The 14,865-nt window shown below is 69.1% G+C and carries 13 protein-coding genes and 1 tRNA gene; 8 read left to right on the top strand and 6 right to left on the bottom strand.

Annotated features, from left to right (window positions below):
* Nucleotides 1-51: 51 nt before the first annotated feature.
* Genes DSY14_RS13850 through DSY14_RS13840 form a run of 3 tightly spaced genes read left to right on the top strand, consistent with a single transcriptional unit; the run spans nucleotide 52 to nucleotide 3,156 of the window.
* On the top strand, nucleotides 52-1,737 hold the full coding sequence (locus DSY14_RS13850; RefSeq protein WP_211716948.1) for a replication initiator: 1,686 nt from the start codon (nucleotides 52-54) through the stop codon (nucleotides 1,735-1,737).
* The gene (locus tag DSY14_RS13845) at nucleotides 1,734-1,934 is read left to right on the top strand and encodes an AlpA family transcriptional regulator (protein ID WP_211716947.1); all 201 of its coding nucleotides are present in this window, start codon (nucleotides 1,734-1,736) and stop codon (nucleotides 1,932-1,934) included. Before DSY14_RS13850 ends, DSY14_RS13845 begins: the two co-directional genes overlap by 4 nt.
* A 22-nt stretch (nucleotides 1,935-1,956) precedes the next feature.
* Entirely contained in the window at nucleotides 1,957-3,156 is a 1,200-nt protein-coding gene (locus tag DSY14_RS13840) for a site-specific integrase (RefSeq protein ID WP_211716946.1), read from the top strand.
* A gap of 111 nt (nucleotides 3,157-3,267) precedes the next feature.
* On the opposite strand, the gene DSY14_RS13835 is transcribed toward DSY14_RS13840, so the two are convergent.
* Nucleotides 3,268-3,356 (bottom strand) — tRNA-Ser (locus tag DSY14_RS13835).
* A gap of 123 nt (nucleotides 3,357-3,479) precedes the next feature.
* Between DSY14_RS13835 and DSY14_RS13830 the strand changes: the two genes are divergently transcribed.
* Together DSY14_RS13830 and dnaN are read left to right on the top strand one after the other, a co-directional pair.
* Nucleotides 3,480-3,938, top strand: a complete 459-nt coding sequence (locus DSY14_RS13830; RefSeq protein WP_211716967.1) for a DUF4442 domain-containing protein — start codon at nucleotides 3,480-3,482, stop codon at nucleotides 3,936-3,938.
* Nucleotides 3,939-4,101: 163 nt separating this feature from the next.
* Entirely contained in the window at nucleotides 4,102-5,244 is a 1,143-nt protein-coding gene (dnaN, locus tag DSY14_RS13825) for a DNA polymerase III subunit beta (protein ID WP_211716966.1), read from the top strand.
* Nucleotides 5,245-5,455: 211 nt separating this feature from the next.
* Here dnaN and DSY14_RS13820 read toward each other — a convergent pair whose 3' ends face one another.
* The 3 genes from DSY14_RS13820 to DSY14_RS13810 form a co-directional block, all read right to left on the bottom strand.
* Nucleotides 5,456-6,268 carry a DUF2786 domain-containing protein gene (locus DSY14_RS13820; RefSeq protein ID WP_211716965.1) on the bottom strand — a complete coding sequence of 271 codons (813 nt, stop codon included), beginning with the start codon at nucleotides 6,266-6,268 and terminating at the stop codon, nucleotides 5,456-5,458.
* A 203-nt stretch (nucleotides 6,269-6,471) separates the two neighbouring features.
* Nucleotides 6,472-6,909, bottom strand: coding sequence for a hypothetical protein (locus DSY14_RS13815; RefSeq protein WP_211716964.1), 438 nt, complete (start codon nucleotides 6,907-6,909; stop codon nucleotides 6,472-6,474).
* Nucleotides 6,910-7,106: 197 nt separating this feature from the next.
* Nucleotides 7,107-7,625 carry an NUDIX hydrolase gene (locus DSY14_RS13810; RefSeq protein WP_211716945.1) on the bottom strand — a complete coding sequence of 173 codons (519 nt, stop codon included), beginning with the start codon at nucleotides 7,623-7,625 and terminating at the stop codon, nucleotides 7,107-7,109.
* Nucleotides 7,626-8,300: 675 nt separating this feature from the next.
* Between DSY14_RS13810 and DSY14_RS13805 the strand changes: the two genes are divergently transcribed.
* Nucleotides 8,301-8,468, top strand: a complete 168-nt coding sequence (locus DSY14_RS13805; protein WP_211716944.1) for a hypothetical protein — start codon at nucleotides 8,301-8,303, stop codon at nucleotides 8,466-8,468.
* A 302-nt stretch (nucleotides 8,469-8,770) separates the two neighbouring features.
* Nucleotides 8,771-11,587 carry a BTAD domain-containing putative transcriptional regulator gene (locus DSY14_RS13800; protein ID WP_307851220.1) on the top strand — a complete coding sequence of 939 codons (2,817 nt, stop codon included), beginning with the start codon at nucleotides 8,771-8,773 and terminating at the stop codon, nucleotides 11,585-11,587.
* 67 nt (nucleotides 11,588-11,654) lie between these two features.
* Here the strand turns inward: DSY14_RS13800 and DSY14_RS13795 are convergent, their stop codons facing one another.
* Both DSY14_RS13795 and DSY14_RS13790 read right to left on the bottom strand, forming a co-directional pair.
* Nucleotides 11,655-12,470 (bottom strand): oxygenase MpaB family protein, encoded by an 816-nt coding sequence (locus DSY14_RS13795; RefSeq protein WP_211716942.1) that lies wholly within the window; start codon nucleotides 12,468-12,470, stop codon nucleotides 11,655-11,657.
* A 14-nt stretch (nucleotides 12,471-12,484) separates the two neighbouring features.
* Nucleotides 12,485-13,636 carry a DUF4037 domain-containing protein gene (locus DSY14_RS13790; RefSeq protein WP_211716941.1) on the bottom strand — a complete coding sequence of 384 codons (1,152 nt, stop codon included), beginning with the start codon at nucleotides 13,634-13,636 and terminating at the stop codon, nucleotides 12,485-12,487.
* A 545-nt stretch (nucleotides 13,637-14,181) separates the two neighbouring features.
* On the opposite strand from DSY14_RS13790, the gene DSY14_RS13785 reads away from it, so the two are divergent.
* Nucleotides 14,182-14,706: a lytic polysaccharide monooxygenase auxiliary activity family 9 protein gene (locus tag DSY14_RS13785; protein WP_211716940.1), complete on the top strand. Its 525-nt coding sequence runs from the start codon at nucleotides 14,182-14,184 to the stop codon at nucleotides 14,704-14,706.
* Nucleotides 14,707-14,865: the final 159 nt, after the last annotated feature.

The raw sequence follows: 14,865 nt of genomic DNA, 5'->3' as shown, positions 1-14,865 counted from the left end.
AATGATCGCTGATCGTCTCTCCCTCTCAGTGCGCTGTACGGGGGTGGGCTGATGCCGACTCCTACCGGTAAGTCGACACGGGCCGAACGGCTGGCGCAACCCCTGGCCCGTGAGGTGGCCGAACAGGTCGCCGCCGACCACGGTGTGTGCATCCGACCTGTCTCTCTACGGCGTACCGATATCGGGACCGGCCAAACACAGGTGATCGACGTCCCCTGCGGGTCCACACTCGAATCGCGCTGTCCGGCCTGCGCAAAGAGGAAACGCAGCCTTCGCAGAACTCAGTGCGAAGAGGGCTGGCACCTGGAAGCCGAACCCATCGTCAAGCCCGACCCACCCACGCAGCAGCAACAGCAGTGGGTGGAACAGCGGGCCATGGTCACCGCCGAACGCGACCACCTCGCCGCCACCGGGGCGGCCGCTCCCGAACAGCTCTCGGCGCTGGATGCCGCTATCGCCGACCTGGACGAAGAGATCACCGCCTCCGGCCTGCGGGGCTCGGTCACCCGCTCCGCCTCCTCCGAGTCGGGGCCGCGTCGGGTCCGATCCACCAAGAGGCGTCAGGACGTGCCCGACCTGCCCAAACGACCCATGACCCGCAAGACCGTGGGACGGGCCTTCACCGACCCCGACTCCGGGAAGGTGTTCCGCCCCTCCCTGTTCCTGACCCTGACCCTGGACTCCTACGGGCGGGTCCGGTCCGATGGCACCCCGGTCGACTTCTCCACGTATGACTATCGGCGGGCCGCTCGGGACACGTTGCACTTCTCCAAGCTCGTGGACCGGTTCGTGCAGAACCTGCGCCGGGTCGCCGGGTTCGACGTGCAGTACTTCGCCTCCGTCGAACCCCAACGGCGTCTGACTCCACACCTGCACATGGCCACACGCGGCACCCTCCCGCGCTCGGAGCTGCGCCAGATCGCCGCCGCGACCTACCACCAGGTCTGGTGGCCCTCGGCCGACACGGTCCGGTACGAGGGTGAACACCTGCCCGCGTGGGACATGGAGACAGGAGGCTATGTCGACACATCGACCGGCGAAGTCCTCCCGACCTGGGATGAGGCGCTGGACGCGATCGACGCCGATCCTGAGGCGGAACCCTTCCACGTGGTGCGGTTCGGCAAGCAGGTCGACGCCAAAGGGGTCGTGGCCGGGACCGAGGACGCCGCGCGGTGTGTGCGCTACCTGGCCAAGTACCTGACCAAGGACATCGCGGACTGCCACGCGGCCGAAACCGTGCGGCAGGAACAGCACGTGGACCGGCTCATGCACACCCTCCGGTTCGAACCCTGCTCTCCCCGGTGCGCCAACTGGCTCCGGTACGGGATCCAACCCCAGGACCCCAAAGCAGGGCTCCGGCCCGGGTTCTGCCGCTCCAAGGCCCACCGACGCGAACACCTGGGCTACGCCGGACGCCGCGTCCTGGTCTCCCGCAAGTGGTCCGGCAAGACCCTGGCCGACCACAAAGCCGACCGCCTGACCTGGGTTCTGGAAGCGCTCGGTGTGAACCCCACAGGCGAGGACCAGGGCGAAGGAGGCAACCAGCGTTCCCCGGTGCTGACCTCGGTCGACTCCGGCGACTTCGCCTGGGAACTGGCGTTGCCCACCGATCCCGACGTGGCTCCCCGCGAACGTCGTCTCCTGCGGGCGGTGGGCGAAGCACTCAAACGCCGCACCCAGCTTCACGCCGCACGACAGAACGATCTTTCGGCAACCGATGAGACGAGGGCCGCATGAGTACCGCGACCACCCCCACCGGACCCCACTCCACCACCGGTCTGTGGTCGGTCACCGACACCGCCGCCTACCTCCGTGTGCCGGCCAAGACCCTCTACGAGTGGCGCTACAAGGGCGACGGACCTCCCTCCCACCGCATCGGCCGCTACGTGCGCTACGTGCCCTCCGAGGTCCGCACCTGGGTGTGCGACCAGTAACCCAGGAAAGGAGACCACCCCGATGGCTCGCGCGTGGGTGTACGACCGCACCAAGGACAAGGCGTTCGTGGAGGCGGTGAAGAAGGCCAAGACCGCCAAGCGCACCCCTCCCGCTCGCTGGTGGGTCCGGTACTACAACCCCTCCGGAAAGCTCAAGAGCGGCGGTGTGTTCCACCGGAAGCCGGACGCAGAGAAGAAGCAGACCGAGATCGAGAACAGCTTTCACGAGGGCTCGTACCGCAACCCTCGGGACGCGAAGGTCTCCGTGGGGGTGATGGCGGAGAAGTGGCTCGTCACCCGGACGGACATCAAGCGCTCGACGTGGTGGCAGTACCGGGCCGTCCTGGACAACCACGTCCTTCCCCGGTGGGGGGACCACGCACTCTCGGCAGTGCACTCCGAGGACATCGCCGTCTGGGTCGCGCAACTCCAGAAGCCGCGGGAGGAGGGAGGTAGCAACCTGGGTGCCTCACAAACTCGGCAGGCCCACGTGGTGCTGTCCATGGTCCTGGGCTGGTGCGTACCTCGACGCATCCCCTTCAACCCGGCCAAGGGCGTGCCTCTACCCAAGCCCTCCGAGGCCGAACACGTCTACCTCGACCACGCCCAGGTGGAGCGGTTGGCCAACGCCTCCCTCACCCTGCGGACCAAGTACGGACAGGAACTCGCCTCGGCCAGGGTGAGCCGTGCGCTCGTCCTTCTGCTGGCCTACACGGGTATGCGGTGGAGTGTGGCCGCCGCTCTGCGGGTGGGCAGGGTCGATCTGAAGCGGCGCCGGGTCCGGGTGGTGGTCACCTTCGCCGAAGTGGACGGGGCGCTCGTGGAGCAGGCTCCGAAGAACGGGAAGTTTCGGACCGTGCCGGTGCCACGGTCGCTCGTCTCCGAACTGCGGACCTTCGTGGAGGGGCGGCCGGTGGACGCTCTGCTCTTCACGACCAAGCGAGGTGCGCCGCTACGCATCCGGAACTGGCGCAACCGTGAGTTCGCCATGGCGGTGAAGGAAGCCGGCCTGGACGGTTTGGCGCTGACCCCGCACAAGCTCAGGCACACCGCCGCGTCACTGGCGATCGCGGCCGGGGCGGACGTCAAGGTCGTGCAGGCCATGCTCGGGCACAAGAGCGCGACGATGACCCTGGACCGTTACGGGCACCTGTTCCCGGATCGGCTGGACGAGGTGGCCGACGCGATGGACGACGCTCGGCAGAAGGTGTTGGCCGCCTGAGGCCGGAGACGACGAAGGCCGGTGTGCCGGTCCATGTGCGATAAATGTGCGATGGACCCGGCTCACCGGCCTTCTCTGCTTCCCCTACAAGCCTGTGGCCTGGGGATTCGGCGGAGGGTATGGGATTTGAACCCATGAAGCCCCGTCAAGGACTTGGTGCTTTTCAAGAGCACTGCACTCGGCCGCTATGCGAACCCTCCCGGGGAGAGCATCGCCCTCTCCGCCAGACATGGTAGCCCACACGACCGAGCGGAACGCAGGGGTGTTCGGTCAGGGGTGGCGCGGATGGGTTACTCGTGAGTAACCTGGGTGTCATGGAGAAAATGGACGCCGAGACGGCGGAGTTCGTGAAGTCCGGGTTCCTCGCCGCGGTGCCGTTCGCTCGGCACCTCGGGCTCGAATTCATCGACGTGGAGCACGGGCGCGTCAGCATGCACCTTCCCGATGACCCGAACCACCGGAACCACATCGGAGGCCCGCACGCGGGTGTGATGTTCACGCTGGCCGAGTCGGCCTCGGGCGCCATCATCATCGGCACCTTCGGGGACACGCTCGACCGCGCCGTGCCCGTCACCACCACCGCCACGATCGACTACCTCAAGGTCGCCATGGGCGACCTCACCGCCGAGGCCACGCTGTCCCGTCCGCGCGAGGAGATCATCGCCGAACTGGACGCGGGTCGGCGTCCCGAGTTCCCCATCGAGGTGGAGATCCGTACCGAGGACGGCACCGTCACCGGCCGGATGACCATCATGTGGACGCTCAAGCCCAACAGGAAGTAACCCTCCGTATCGGCCCCGGTCCGACACCCCTTCCGCCGTCCGACCGGGGCCGCTCACGTCCGCGATCCTCCTCGTGCGCGGACCGCCGATTGTCGTGGCCTCTGGGTACGTTCACCTGGAGAGCGGATCGGGCAGACGAGGAGGCCGTGCGGTGAGAATTCGAGTGGATCGCGACGCGTTCGCCGAGGCGGTCTCCTGGACCGCGCGGGCACTGCCCACACGGCACGCGGTACCCGTCCTGGCGGGGATGCGCGTGGAGGTCTCCGAGGACGGCACCACGCTGCACCTGTCCGGGTTCGACTACGAAGTCTCCACGCGCGCCTCGGTCGAGGTCCTCTCCGAGGAACCCGGGGCGGTACTGGTTCCCGGGCGCCTGCTCGCGGAGATCGTCAACAACCTGCCGTCCGGCTCGGTGCACATCGACACGGACGGGCCCAAGGTGAACGTGCGCGGGGGCTCCGCCCGCTTCACGCTCATCACCATGCCGCTGGAGGACTACCCGAGCCTGCCGGGCATGCCGGGGAGGATCGGCTCCGTGCCGGCCGACGCGTTCGCCGCGGCGGTGCGGCAGGTGACCCCGGCGGCCAGCAGGGACGACACCCTGCCCATGCTGACAGGCGCCTACCTTGACTTCACCGGCGACGCACTGACGGTCGTGGCCACCGACCGCTACCGGATCGCGGTCCGCGAACTGTGGTGGCGGCCGGAGGATCCCGGTGTGGACCTGTCCGCGCTGGTCCCGGCCCGCACCCTGGCCAACACCGTGCGGGGCCTGATCGGTCGCTCCAACGTCGACATCGCGCTGTCCACGGTCGCGGTCGGGCAGGGCGTGAGCCTGTCTCCGGGCGAGGGCATGATCGGCTTCGCCAACGGTGAGCGGCGCACGACCACCCGGCTGATCGACAGTGACTTCGTCAAGTACGCCTCCTGGTTCCCCACCGACTTCTCCGGGCGGGCCGAGGTGGCGGTGGGTCCGTTGCTGGAGGCGATCAAGCGGGTCGCGTTGGTGGCGGACCGAAACACGCCGCTCCGGTTGGCGTTCACGGAGGGTGAGGTGGTTCTGGAGGCCGGCTCCGGTGAGGACGCCCAGGCGGTGGAGGCCCTCCCGGTGGACTACCAGGGTGATCCCCTGCGGGTGGCGTTCAAGCCCGACTATCTGGTCGACGGGCTCTCCGGGGTGGAGTCCACCACGGCGTACCTCAACTTCACCGAGGCGACGAAACCCGCCGTGTTCACGGATGTGCCGGCGAAGGAGGGCGAACAGCCCACGTTCCGCTACTTGGTGCAGCCTTTGCGTAGCACTTGACCAGCGGATTCACTCTTCTTGGCGAAGTCGTCCCCAGAACGGTCCGCAAGTTATCCACAGGTCGACTCCCCAGCCTGTGGATAACCCGGTGTGATCGGCCACTGAGAGACCCGAAACGCCTCTCGAAACAGCTCGCATTTCCCCTGTGACATGGGAAAACGAAGTTCCTGTGGAAACTGTGCACAACCTGTGGACAACTCGGGGTGAGCGGCTATTCGCCCTCGGCCAGAGTGGAGGTTCCACCACTGGTCACCGGGGTCTCCAAACCCAGCTCCGCCTGGCGTCCACGGCGGTATCCGGCCCTGTGTCCGGCGGGGCTGTGGGTGCGCTCGGGGCGGTGTTTACGCAACTGTGGGAACTGCTTGTGGAACTCTTCGTTGACCCGTTGCAGATCATCGCGTAGCACCAGTTCGGCCCCGCGAACGGAACTGTTCCCGTCACTGTCGGTAACCCCGCCGGCTCCGGTTTCGGGCGAGGCCATTCTCTGAAGCCGGGCGCGGAACTCACGAATGCGTTCGGCCACCGCCTGCCCGTAGGCGCGGACGAAGGAACGGTAGTAGCGCTTCCGTTCGGTCTCCAGTTCCGACCTCGTGTAGTTGCGCAGTTCCCTGATGTCGGTGACGTGCGCCGAACTCATGAACTTGGCCGACGCCTCCATCTGCATGGAGATGGACGGCAGGAGGATCCGCAGCGCGTCCAACGCGCTCGCGGTGCCCACCAGGATGATGACGCGGTCGGTGTTCTCCGAGTTGTTCCCTCGCACCGCGGACTGGCAGCCGTAGGCGGCGGCGATGTCGGCCAGGGCCTTGACCCGGGCCTTGCCGTGGCCGCCCACCCCGGTGACGGTGTGGTCCATGCGGCTGATCGCGTCCGGTTCCTCGCCCCGCTCGGCGCGGGCCTCGGCCTCGGCGATCGCGTGACGGGTCATCAGCTCGGCGGCCTTGGCGGTGAACGCCTGGCTCTCGGCATCAGTGACCGCGGGGTCCTCCGCCATGCGAAGGAGCCCGCGGACCCGCTCGACCATCTTCTGACGGGCAGCTTCAGTCATCGGCGCCGGTTGTCTCCCCTAGGTGAGTGTCGTGATCCGCTCCGGGCGGAAACAACGAGCCTAAGCCCTCTTCCCGCCCACCACCATCAGGGTGGTCCGGAAGTCCCCACACGCCTGCCTGAATCGTGATCGTGGTGTCCGTGGCGGCCGGCCCGTGGCGGCCGCCCTTGGAAAGCGTGTCAGCTCTTGTTGCCGGCGACCGCCGCGACGACACCGATGATCAGCCACAGCATCAGGCCCACGCCCAGGCCTAGGAAGAGCCCGCCGAACAGCCCGCTGAAGATCGCGAAGCTGCCGATCACGGAGCCGATGTAGCTGATGATGGCCGTGGCTCCACCGCCGAACGCGGCGGGCGCGGCCGCGTAGCGGAACGGGTAGGTCGCGGCCCATCGGCGACCCCGACGGTCGCTCTTCTTGCTCAGCACACCGCCGATGCCACCGATCAGTGCGAAGAAGAAGATTCCGGTCGTGACCGCACCGGGGATCCCGGCCAGGCCGAAGTTCATCAGGAACGAGAGGGCACCGGCCACGGAGCCGCCCACAACCGAGGCTCCCCACGGCCAGATCATCGTCGCCGAGGCGACGGGAGTGAATGCGTTACCGCGCTCCAGCGTCATGTTCACAGCTCCAGTCGATTCGCGTGGCCTCCGCGCACCGCGGGACCCTCACCACCAGGATGGTGGTTCGGGGCGCCCCGCGCATCAGGGCCCGTCCCTGACTTACCCCGGAGGTGCCGCTCCGGCACCCGGCACTCGGGAAAGAACGAACGAATTCATCCCGAGAGGTGCGCGCACGGCTCCTGCCGTGCCAACGATCAGACGTCCACGGAAGTGCCCGCCGGTCCGCCGTTCCCGCTTCCGCCGGCGACCGAGGTCAGGTCGGCGTGAAGGTGGGGCCAGGCCGAACGGAACGCCGGCAGCAGGGGGAGCGACTCGGCGACGGCGGTCGGGACCCACTCGATGGCCTCGCTCTCGGCGTTGCCCGGGTGGAACGGCACCAGGGCGGGGATGCGCAGCAGGAAGGTGTCGTACCTCCACACCGACAGGTCGTGCTCGTGCCGGCCCACCACGGTGTAGTCCTCGAGGTCGCCCGCGACCTCCTCGCGGAACTCGCGCACGGCCGCCTCCAAGGGGGTCTCGTCCCTGTTGCGGGCTCCCCCCGGGATGCCCCAGGTGTCGCCCATGTGGGTCCAGCCCGCACGGTGCTGGAGCAGCACGTGCCCGGCCCCGGCCGCGTCGGTGGCGTACAACAACAGCCCGGCGGCGCCGTACAGCCCCCACCTCCGGGAGCCGTCGGGCAGTTCCACCCAGCCGTTTCCGTCGCCCTCCTGCATCAGGCCCTCCGATCAGTCCGTTCACCTCCGGTGCGCGAATCACCCACCGCACCCTGTGGACAACGGGGTGCGCGGGGACGCACCCCCTTGATGTCTTGAACCTATGGCCACCCCGAGGTCTTCCGCAGCCCTTCTCCCGGTCCGGGCCGACGTCTGCCTCCCGTGCCCTGCGACCTCCCGCGGCGCGGGTGCGGTCGGGGCCGAAGGCGCCCACCGCCGGGCGCCCGGCGGACCTCGCGGAGGGTCACGCCTGCGCGGAGAATGCGGGGCGCCTATCGAATTCGCACGAAGAATCACGCATGGTGCATAAAGAACTACGCATGGTGTGGAATTCGGGGGTGGGGTTGAACCCGAAGAGGGCCCGGGTCGACAATGGGTGCCCATCGGACCACCTTGGGTTCTCCCTTGGGTATTGAAAGCCTTTTGAAAGCACCTCGGAAGAGGATCTCTCTAGTGTGAAGTCCGTTCGGTGCGACCGGTGCTCACGAGAGGACGGCTCGTGCGGCAGACACCGGTCCGGCGACGTTTCGGACCCGGGCCATCCGTGGCGGACCCCCAGGCGGAGGGCGCCACGGATGGCGGTTCCGCCGGAGGGTGGTGAGTCCCACGACGCTTCGAAGACGACGTAGGGCCACGTTGCGGCTTTACACGAGTGCGGTCAGAAGAGGAGTTCGAGTGCCGAAGATGCTGACGGTGGACGAGCGGTTCGAGGCGATCGTCGCCGACACCCATGGCGAGTTCCTGGTCGACAAGATGCAGCCTTGGCAAGAGCCCACGCCCAAGGAGCAGGAGCCCTCCGAGAGCGATGAGCCCAAGCCGGAGGACAAGCCCGAAAACGAGTAGTTCCGGCTTTCCCGCAGCCGACGGCTCCGAGTACCCGGGAGGAGAGTACTCGGAGCCGTCGGCCTGCTTTCCGTTATCCGTGTTCACCCTGGCGCTTGCTAGGGTTGCGAACTGTGAATTTCGGCGTGCTTGGACCCATTGCCGCATGGTCTGACGGACGTCCCCTTGCCGTGGGAGGGCCGCGTCAGCGATGCGTGCTGGGCGTCTTACTGGCGCACCTGGGCCGTGAAGTCACTTTCGATCAGTTGATTGGCTACCTGTGGAGTGACGACCCGCCGAGAACCGCACGTTCCGTCATCCAGGTGCAGATCTCGCATCTGCGCCGACTGTTCCCCGGGTTGATCAGCACGACGTCGGGGGGCTACCTCGCCGACGCTCCTCCCGAGCAGGTCGACCTGCACCGCTTTCGGCGGCTGCGGAACGAGGCCGTCGCCGCGCCACCGGAGGTGGCCGAACCTCGGTGGTCCGAGGCGCTGCGGTGCTGGAGGGGCATCCCGTTCTCCGGTGTGGGCTCCGAACACCTCTTCTACTCCCTGGTCACGCCGCTGCTGGAGGAGCGCTGGTCGGCGGTGGCCGAGTGGGCCTTCTGCGCGCTCGAACTGGACCGTGCGGGGGAGGTGGTCTCCTACCTGACCCCGATCGTCCGCGAGGAGACCCTGCGCGAGCGCATCCACCACCTGTACATCACCGCCCTCTGGCGCGTCGGCGAGCGGGCCGCGGCACTGTCCGCCTTCGAGGAGATCCGCACCCGCCTGGCCGAGGAACTCGGGGTCGACCCCGACCCCGAACTGGTGTCCCTGCACGCGCAGATCCTGCGCGCCGACACCACGCAGGCGACCCCGCCCAAGGGGACCAGGGCGATCGTCCCCTCGACGGAGGACGGGTTCGTCGTCCGCAACGACCTGCCACGGGACATCCCCGACTTCGCCGGCCGTGAGGACTCCCTGGGCCACCTTCTGGGCCTGAAGGAACCCGACGGGGAGCGGGCCCGGGTCTGCGTGCTGTCCGGGAGCGGAGGTTCGGGCAAGACCACCCTCGCCGTCCGCGCCGGGCACAAACTCATGCCCTCCTTCCCCGACGGACAGCTGTTCATCGACCTGTACGGGTACACGGCCGAGAAGGACCCCCTCGACGCCCGGGCGGCGCTGGGCTCGTTGCTGCGCGCCGTGGGGGTACCGGCCGACGCCCTGCCGGACACCGTGGACGAACGTTCCGCCCTGTGGCGCGCCACGCTGCGGGGACGACGGGTGCTCGTCGTCCTCGACAACGCGGTCGGCTACGCCCAGGTGAACCCGATCCTCCCCTCGGCGCCCGAGACCCTCACGCTCATCACCACACGGAACGACCTGGCCGGGATCAGCAGCACCGACTACCTCTCCCTGGGCATGCTCGGTGAGGATTCGGCCCTGAAGCTGTTCTCCAAGGTCCTGGGCGAGGAACGGGTGCTCCGCGAGCAGGAACAGGCGCTCAGGGTCGCGCGGATCTGTGGTGGCCTGCCCCTGGCGTTGCGCGTCGTCGCCGGACGGCTGCTCAGCCGCCCCCGGTGGTCGTTCGAGCACGTCGAGCGGCGACTGAGCGAACGGAGCCGACGGTTCCGGGAACTCCAGGTCGACGGACAGAACGTCGAAGCGGTCATCGACCTCTCGTACCAGAGCCTCAACCCCGAGCAACGGCGGGCGTTCCTCCTGCTCGGGGCGATGCTCGGCACCACCGTGGACCTGCACGGGGCGGCGGCGCTCCTGGACATGGAACCGGAGGACGCGGACGACCTGTTGCAGGAGCTGGTCGGGGTGTGCCTCCTGGACGAGCTCAGTGGCGACGTATACCGGTTCCACGACCTGGTGGGGGACTTCTCCCGCTACCGAGGGGTCACCGAACTCGACACCGACGAGGCCGAGGCGGCCCGTGTACGGCTCGCCGGTCACTACAGGGCCGGGGCCAGACGCGCCGCCGAACTCCTCGGGCCGAGCGGGCACCAGGACGAGGAGGAGACGGCGCACATCTCCCGGTACCAGGTCGAGATCCTCACCAGGGCGGGCGCCGAGGCCTGGTTCGACCGGCACCAGGACAACATCGCCGACGTCGTCGACTTCTACGCCGCGCGCGACGACGGTGACGAGGCCTGGAAGATGGCCGACTCCGTGTGGCGGTTCTACGCACTGCGCGGACGCATGGGGCTCCTGCTGACCTCGCACGAGAAGGCGCTCCAGGCCAGCGACAAGCAGGGGAACCGGCGCGGACGCGCGGTGACCACCATCGGGCTGGGGATCGCCCAGTACATCTCGGGCCGCTTCAACAGTGCGATCACGCTGTTCGGCGAGGCCCGCGACATCCTCCAGGAGATCGGGGACGAGCACGGAGCGAGCCGGGCCCTCGCCAACCTCGGCATGGTCTACGAACGGGTCGGACGCTTCCGGGACTCCGCCGCGTGCATCAAGGGCGCCCTGGATTACGCAGTGAACAAGGGCGACCAGAAGATCGCGGCCCTGCAGTGGGGCAACCTCGCCGTCCTGCACCAGACGCTCGGCGAACACGACGACGCGCTCAGGTGCGCGGAGAACTCCGCCCGGGCCGCCGCGCAGATCGGCCTGGAGACCAACCAGGCCTACATCAAGCGGGTGATGGGCGAGGCCAGGACCGGCCGCGGTGAACTGGAGGAGGCCGTCCGGGACCTGCGGGAGGCCCTGGAACTCTCCCAACGTTTCCGGCTCCGGACCAACGAGATCTACGTGCGCAACTCACTGGGAGTGGCCTTCCGGGCTTCGGGGCGGATGGCGGAGGCCCTGGAGGAGCACGGGGCCGCGCTCGAACTGAAGGAGGAGGGGAGCGGCCACAGCGGCGAGGCCGAGATCCTCACCGACCTGGGGGTCACCCGGGCCGCCGGCGGGCGGTACGAGGAGGCGTCGGAGGCCCTGCTCAAGGCCCTGTCGATCGCCGCCGAGCGGAACGAGCGCTACACCGAGGCCCGGGCCGCCCTCGAACTCGCGGTCCTGCCCGTGACCGTGGTCAAGACCGAGCGGGCGCGCGAACTCCTCGCCGACGCGCTCCGGACCTTCGAGGAACTCGGGCTCTCCGAGGTCGACCGTGCCCGAGAGGCACTACGGGCCCTGGACGCTTAGGTCGTGTCCTCGGGCCTCGCGTCGGCGCCCGAACGAACGCGCACCCCCGTGGTCCGACCCACGGTGGCTAGGCGAAGCGGCGGCCGCCGTGCGCGGAACCCCGGGCGGTCGGCCACCCGCCCCGGCGGCGCATCGACCGCAGGTACAGCCGGGACGGCAGCGTCCGCACCGGGCGTGGAATCCGCGGGTACACCGCCCTGGTCACCCGCATGAGTCGGTCGAACCGGCGCTGCTTCGCCGCCGACCACGGGATACCGAAGTCGCGCCGAAGGCCCGCCGGCAGCAGACCACCGGTGAGGAACCGCTGGGTGAGCGTGAGCGGCCACAGCAGCCGGTTCCGTGGTCGGAACACCTCCCCGGCCAGTTCACGTGCGACCGGTCCGACCTCCAGCCGAGAACAGGCCCGCTCCCAGTACGCGTCGAACTCCTCCGGGTCCGCGGGCCACGCCTCCGGGGGCAGGCCGAGCGCGGTGGCGTACACCGACGCCTCACGGAGGAACGCCGCGCGCTCGCGCGGATCGAGTTCGCCGACGACCAGATCGTGCAGCCGTTCCCCGGAGCGGTAGAGGGTCGCTCCGACCCACAGGAGCAGGTCGGGGTCGAGCGCGTCGTAACCGGGACCGCGCACCTTGCGGTGCATGGCCCGCACGATCGCCTGGACCCGCGCGCGTTCCTCATCGGTGCCCAGCGCGGTCCCGTACAGGTAGTACAGGGTGCCCCGCAGACGGTCGAGAGGGCGGGAGGAGAAGTCACTGTGCTCGGCCACACCACGCGCGACGGCCGGGTGGGCGATCTGCAGCAGGATCGCGTACCCGGCCCCGGCGAGGAGACCGGACTCGGCCTGGATCCGCCGCAGCGTCGATTCATCGGACGATCGGTCCATGCCTGGATCGTAGGTCACCGTCCCGGCGCGTCGCCGGTGGCGCGCCCGCCCGTGTTCGGGACCAGGCCGCCGTCCGGTCCCTCCGTCGTCATGGGCCCCACCCGGGCTCCCTCCACTGCGGTGGTGAGCCCCCGGACCGTGGTGGGCCGCGTGAGTACGTCGGTGCCGTCCAGGTACTGATCGACCGCGCCGATCAGGGGCCGGCTCGCCAGCGCGGGGTCCTCGATCCGCGCCTTCAGCGCCTCGGCGAACCGATCGGCGCCCAGGACCGGATAGGGCCGCTGGTGAAAGGGGCGCGTCCGTGTGGAACGGGGTTCGGCCAGACCGGTCCGGTTCTGCAGCGCGGCGACCAACGAGGAGGCCCGTGCCAGTTCGACGGCGGGTGTCGCGGAGACCAGGGCACGGTGCAGCACGGGTCCCACCTCGGCCGCCTCCGGCAGGGTCGAGAACACCGACCCCAGCCACTTGGAGTAGGGCGGATACCGACGGCCCAGGAGGAGGCAGAGCCGCATCAGGTCGCGGACCAGCCGCGCCGTCACCACCCGCTCTCCCAGGTGGTCTCCGACCTCGGCGCAACGCCCCACGAACGGTTCCTCCTGGGCGATCCGCCGCCATTGGCAGGCCAGGACGTAGCGCCACACGTCGTCGGGATACCACTCCAGGACGCGCCGGGCGGCGTCGATCTCCCCGAGGTCGTCGTGGAAGACCGCGCCGGCGGTCACTTCGGCCAGGCGCTGGGTGGGTGTGGACAGCCAGTCGGTGAGGCGCACACCGGCCCGCGGGTCGAAGCCCAGCAGGGCGGTCAGCCAGGTGCCCGGCTCGACGACCTCCACCCGGTGTCGTGCCTCGGGGGAGTCGGAGGGACGGGCACTCCCCGGATCATCGGGGAAGGGGAGGAACCGTGTGGGCAGGCCGTGGACGCGCGCGGGCAGGTGCGCGGTGAGCAGGTCGTGGACCCGCGCGTGGTCGTGGGACAGGAACAGTTGCAGTCGGGGACCCCAGTCGTGGTCGGTGGACCTCGGTGTGTCCAGGCCCAGGACCTCCGAGCCCGGCCCCAGGAGCGCGGCGGCGTGCGGGATCCCTCGCACCAACGGAGCCACGGCCCGCTCGTAGAGCGTCCGGGACAGTTCCAGCCCGGGAAGGAAACGGGGTTCGGGGGCGATCATCGGCGGCCTTTCCGTGGGGGTGCACCGGCGACCGTTCTGCCACGGGGCGTCCGTGGCGTCCACGTGTTTTCACGTGGGAAGGGGAGCCGACCGGGGGCGTTCGGGCCCCCGCCTGCGGCGAGTAAGGGAACTATCACCACATGGTGAGACTTGCCAGCGGAGCCCTCCGCGTCGCTCGCCTCGCGGACCTGCGTCGTCCCAGACCGGAGGCCAATCTGGAAGGTGTCCTTCCAGTTCGGGCGCCCGTCGCACTCCGGACCCACCAGTACCAGTGGCCCGGAGCCCCGATCCGGCACGTGTCACCGGTGCGGTGACCGGCGGTGAGCGAAGGTCACAGGGGTCTTGACGGGCCGTGACGCCCTCTTTACGGTTTCGGCATCCGGGTGGAGGAGGTTCCCGACGACCAGGGGACCGTTCTCGGCAGAACCCGGGACCCACGGAAATAACCGGCCGTGGGACCCCCGCCCGATCCCCTGGACCGGTGACGGTCCGGGTCACCCCGCTACGACCCTCTGGGGTCGTGACCCACAGGAAGGGCACGATTCATGACCGTGCGCAGCAAGATCCGTTCCACCGCCGCCGTCGCCGCCGGAACCGCCCTGATCTTCGGCCTCATGCCCGCGGGTACCGCCAGTGCCCACGGCTACGTCTCCGACCCGCCCAGCCGCCAGGCCCAGTGCGCCGCCGGTGTCGTCGAGTGCGGGCCCATCCAGTGGGAGCCGCAGAGCGTCGAGGGCCCCAAGGGCCTCATGGAGTGCGCCGGAGGCAACGAAGCCTTCTCCGAGCTCAACGACGACGACTACGGCTGGGACGTCACCCCGGTCGGCACCTCCGCCACCTTCGAGTGGACGCTGACGGCCGCACACTCCACCGCCGAGTGGGAGTACTTCATCGACGGCGAGCTCGTCGACAGCTTCGACGAGGGCGGCGCCCAGCCGCCGTTCAACTTCTCCCACGACGTCGACCTGTCCGGCTACAGCGGCGAGCAGACCGTTCTGGCCCGTTGGAACGTCGCCGACACCCCCATGGCGTTCTACGCCTGCATCGACGTCAACATCGGCGCTCTGTAATCCACCGCGTTCCGGTCCGTTCCCCGGTGGCACGGACCGGAACGTGCCCTCCCCCTGACCGGGGGTGAACCGTCCCGCCGCCCTCGCCCTCGTGGGAACATGCGTCGAGTAAGGACTCGACCATTCGGGACGGACGCCGCGCATGGGACACCCCTTCCC

Origin of the sequence: Nocardiopsis sp. MG754419 (assembly GCF_018207095.1) — a bacterium.
GTDB lineage: Bacteria > Actinomycetota > Actinomycetes > Streptosporangiales > Streptosporangiaceae > Nocardiopsis.
The sequence above is the reverse complement of the archived record's forward strand: the minus strand, read 5'-3'. Positions and strand labels throughout refer to the sequence as shown.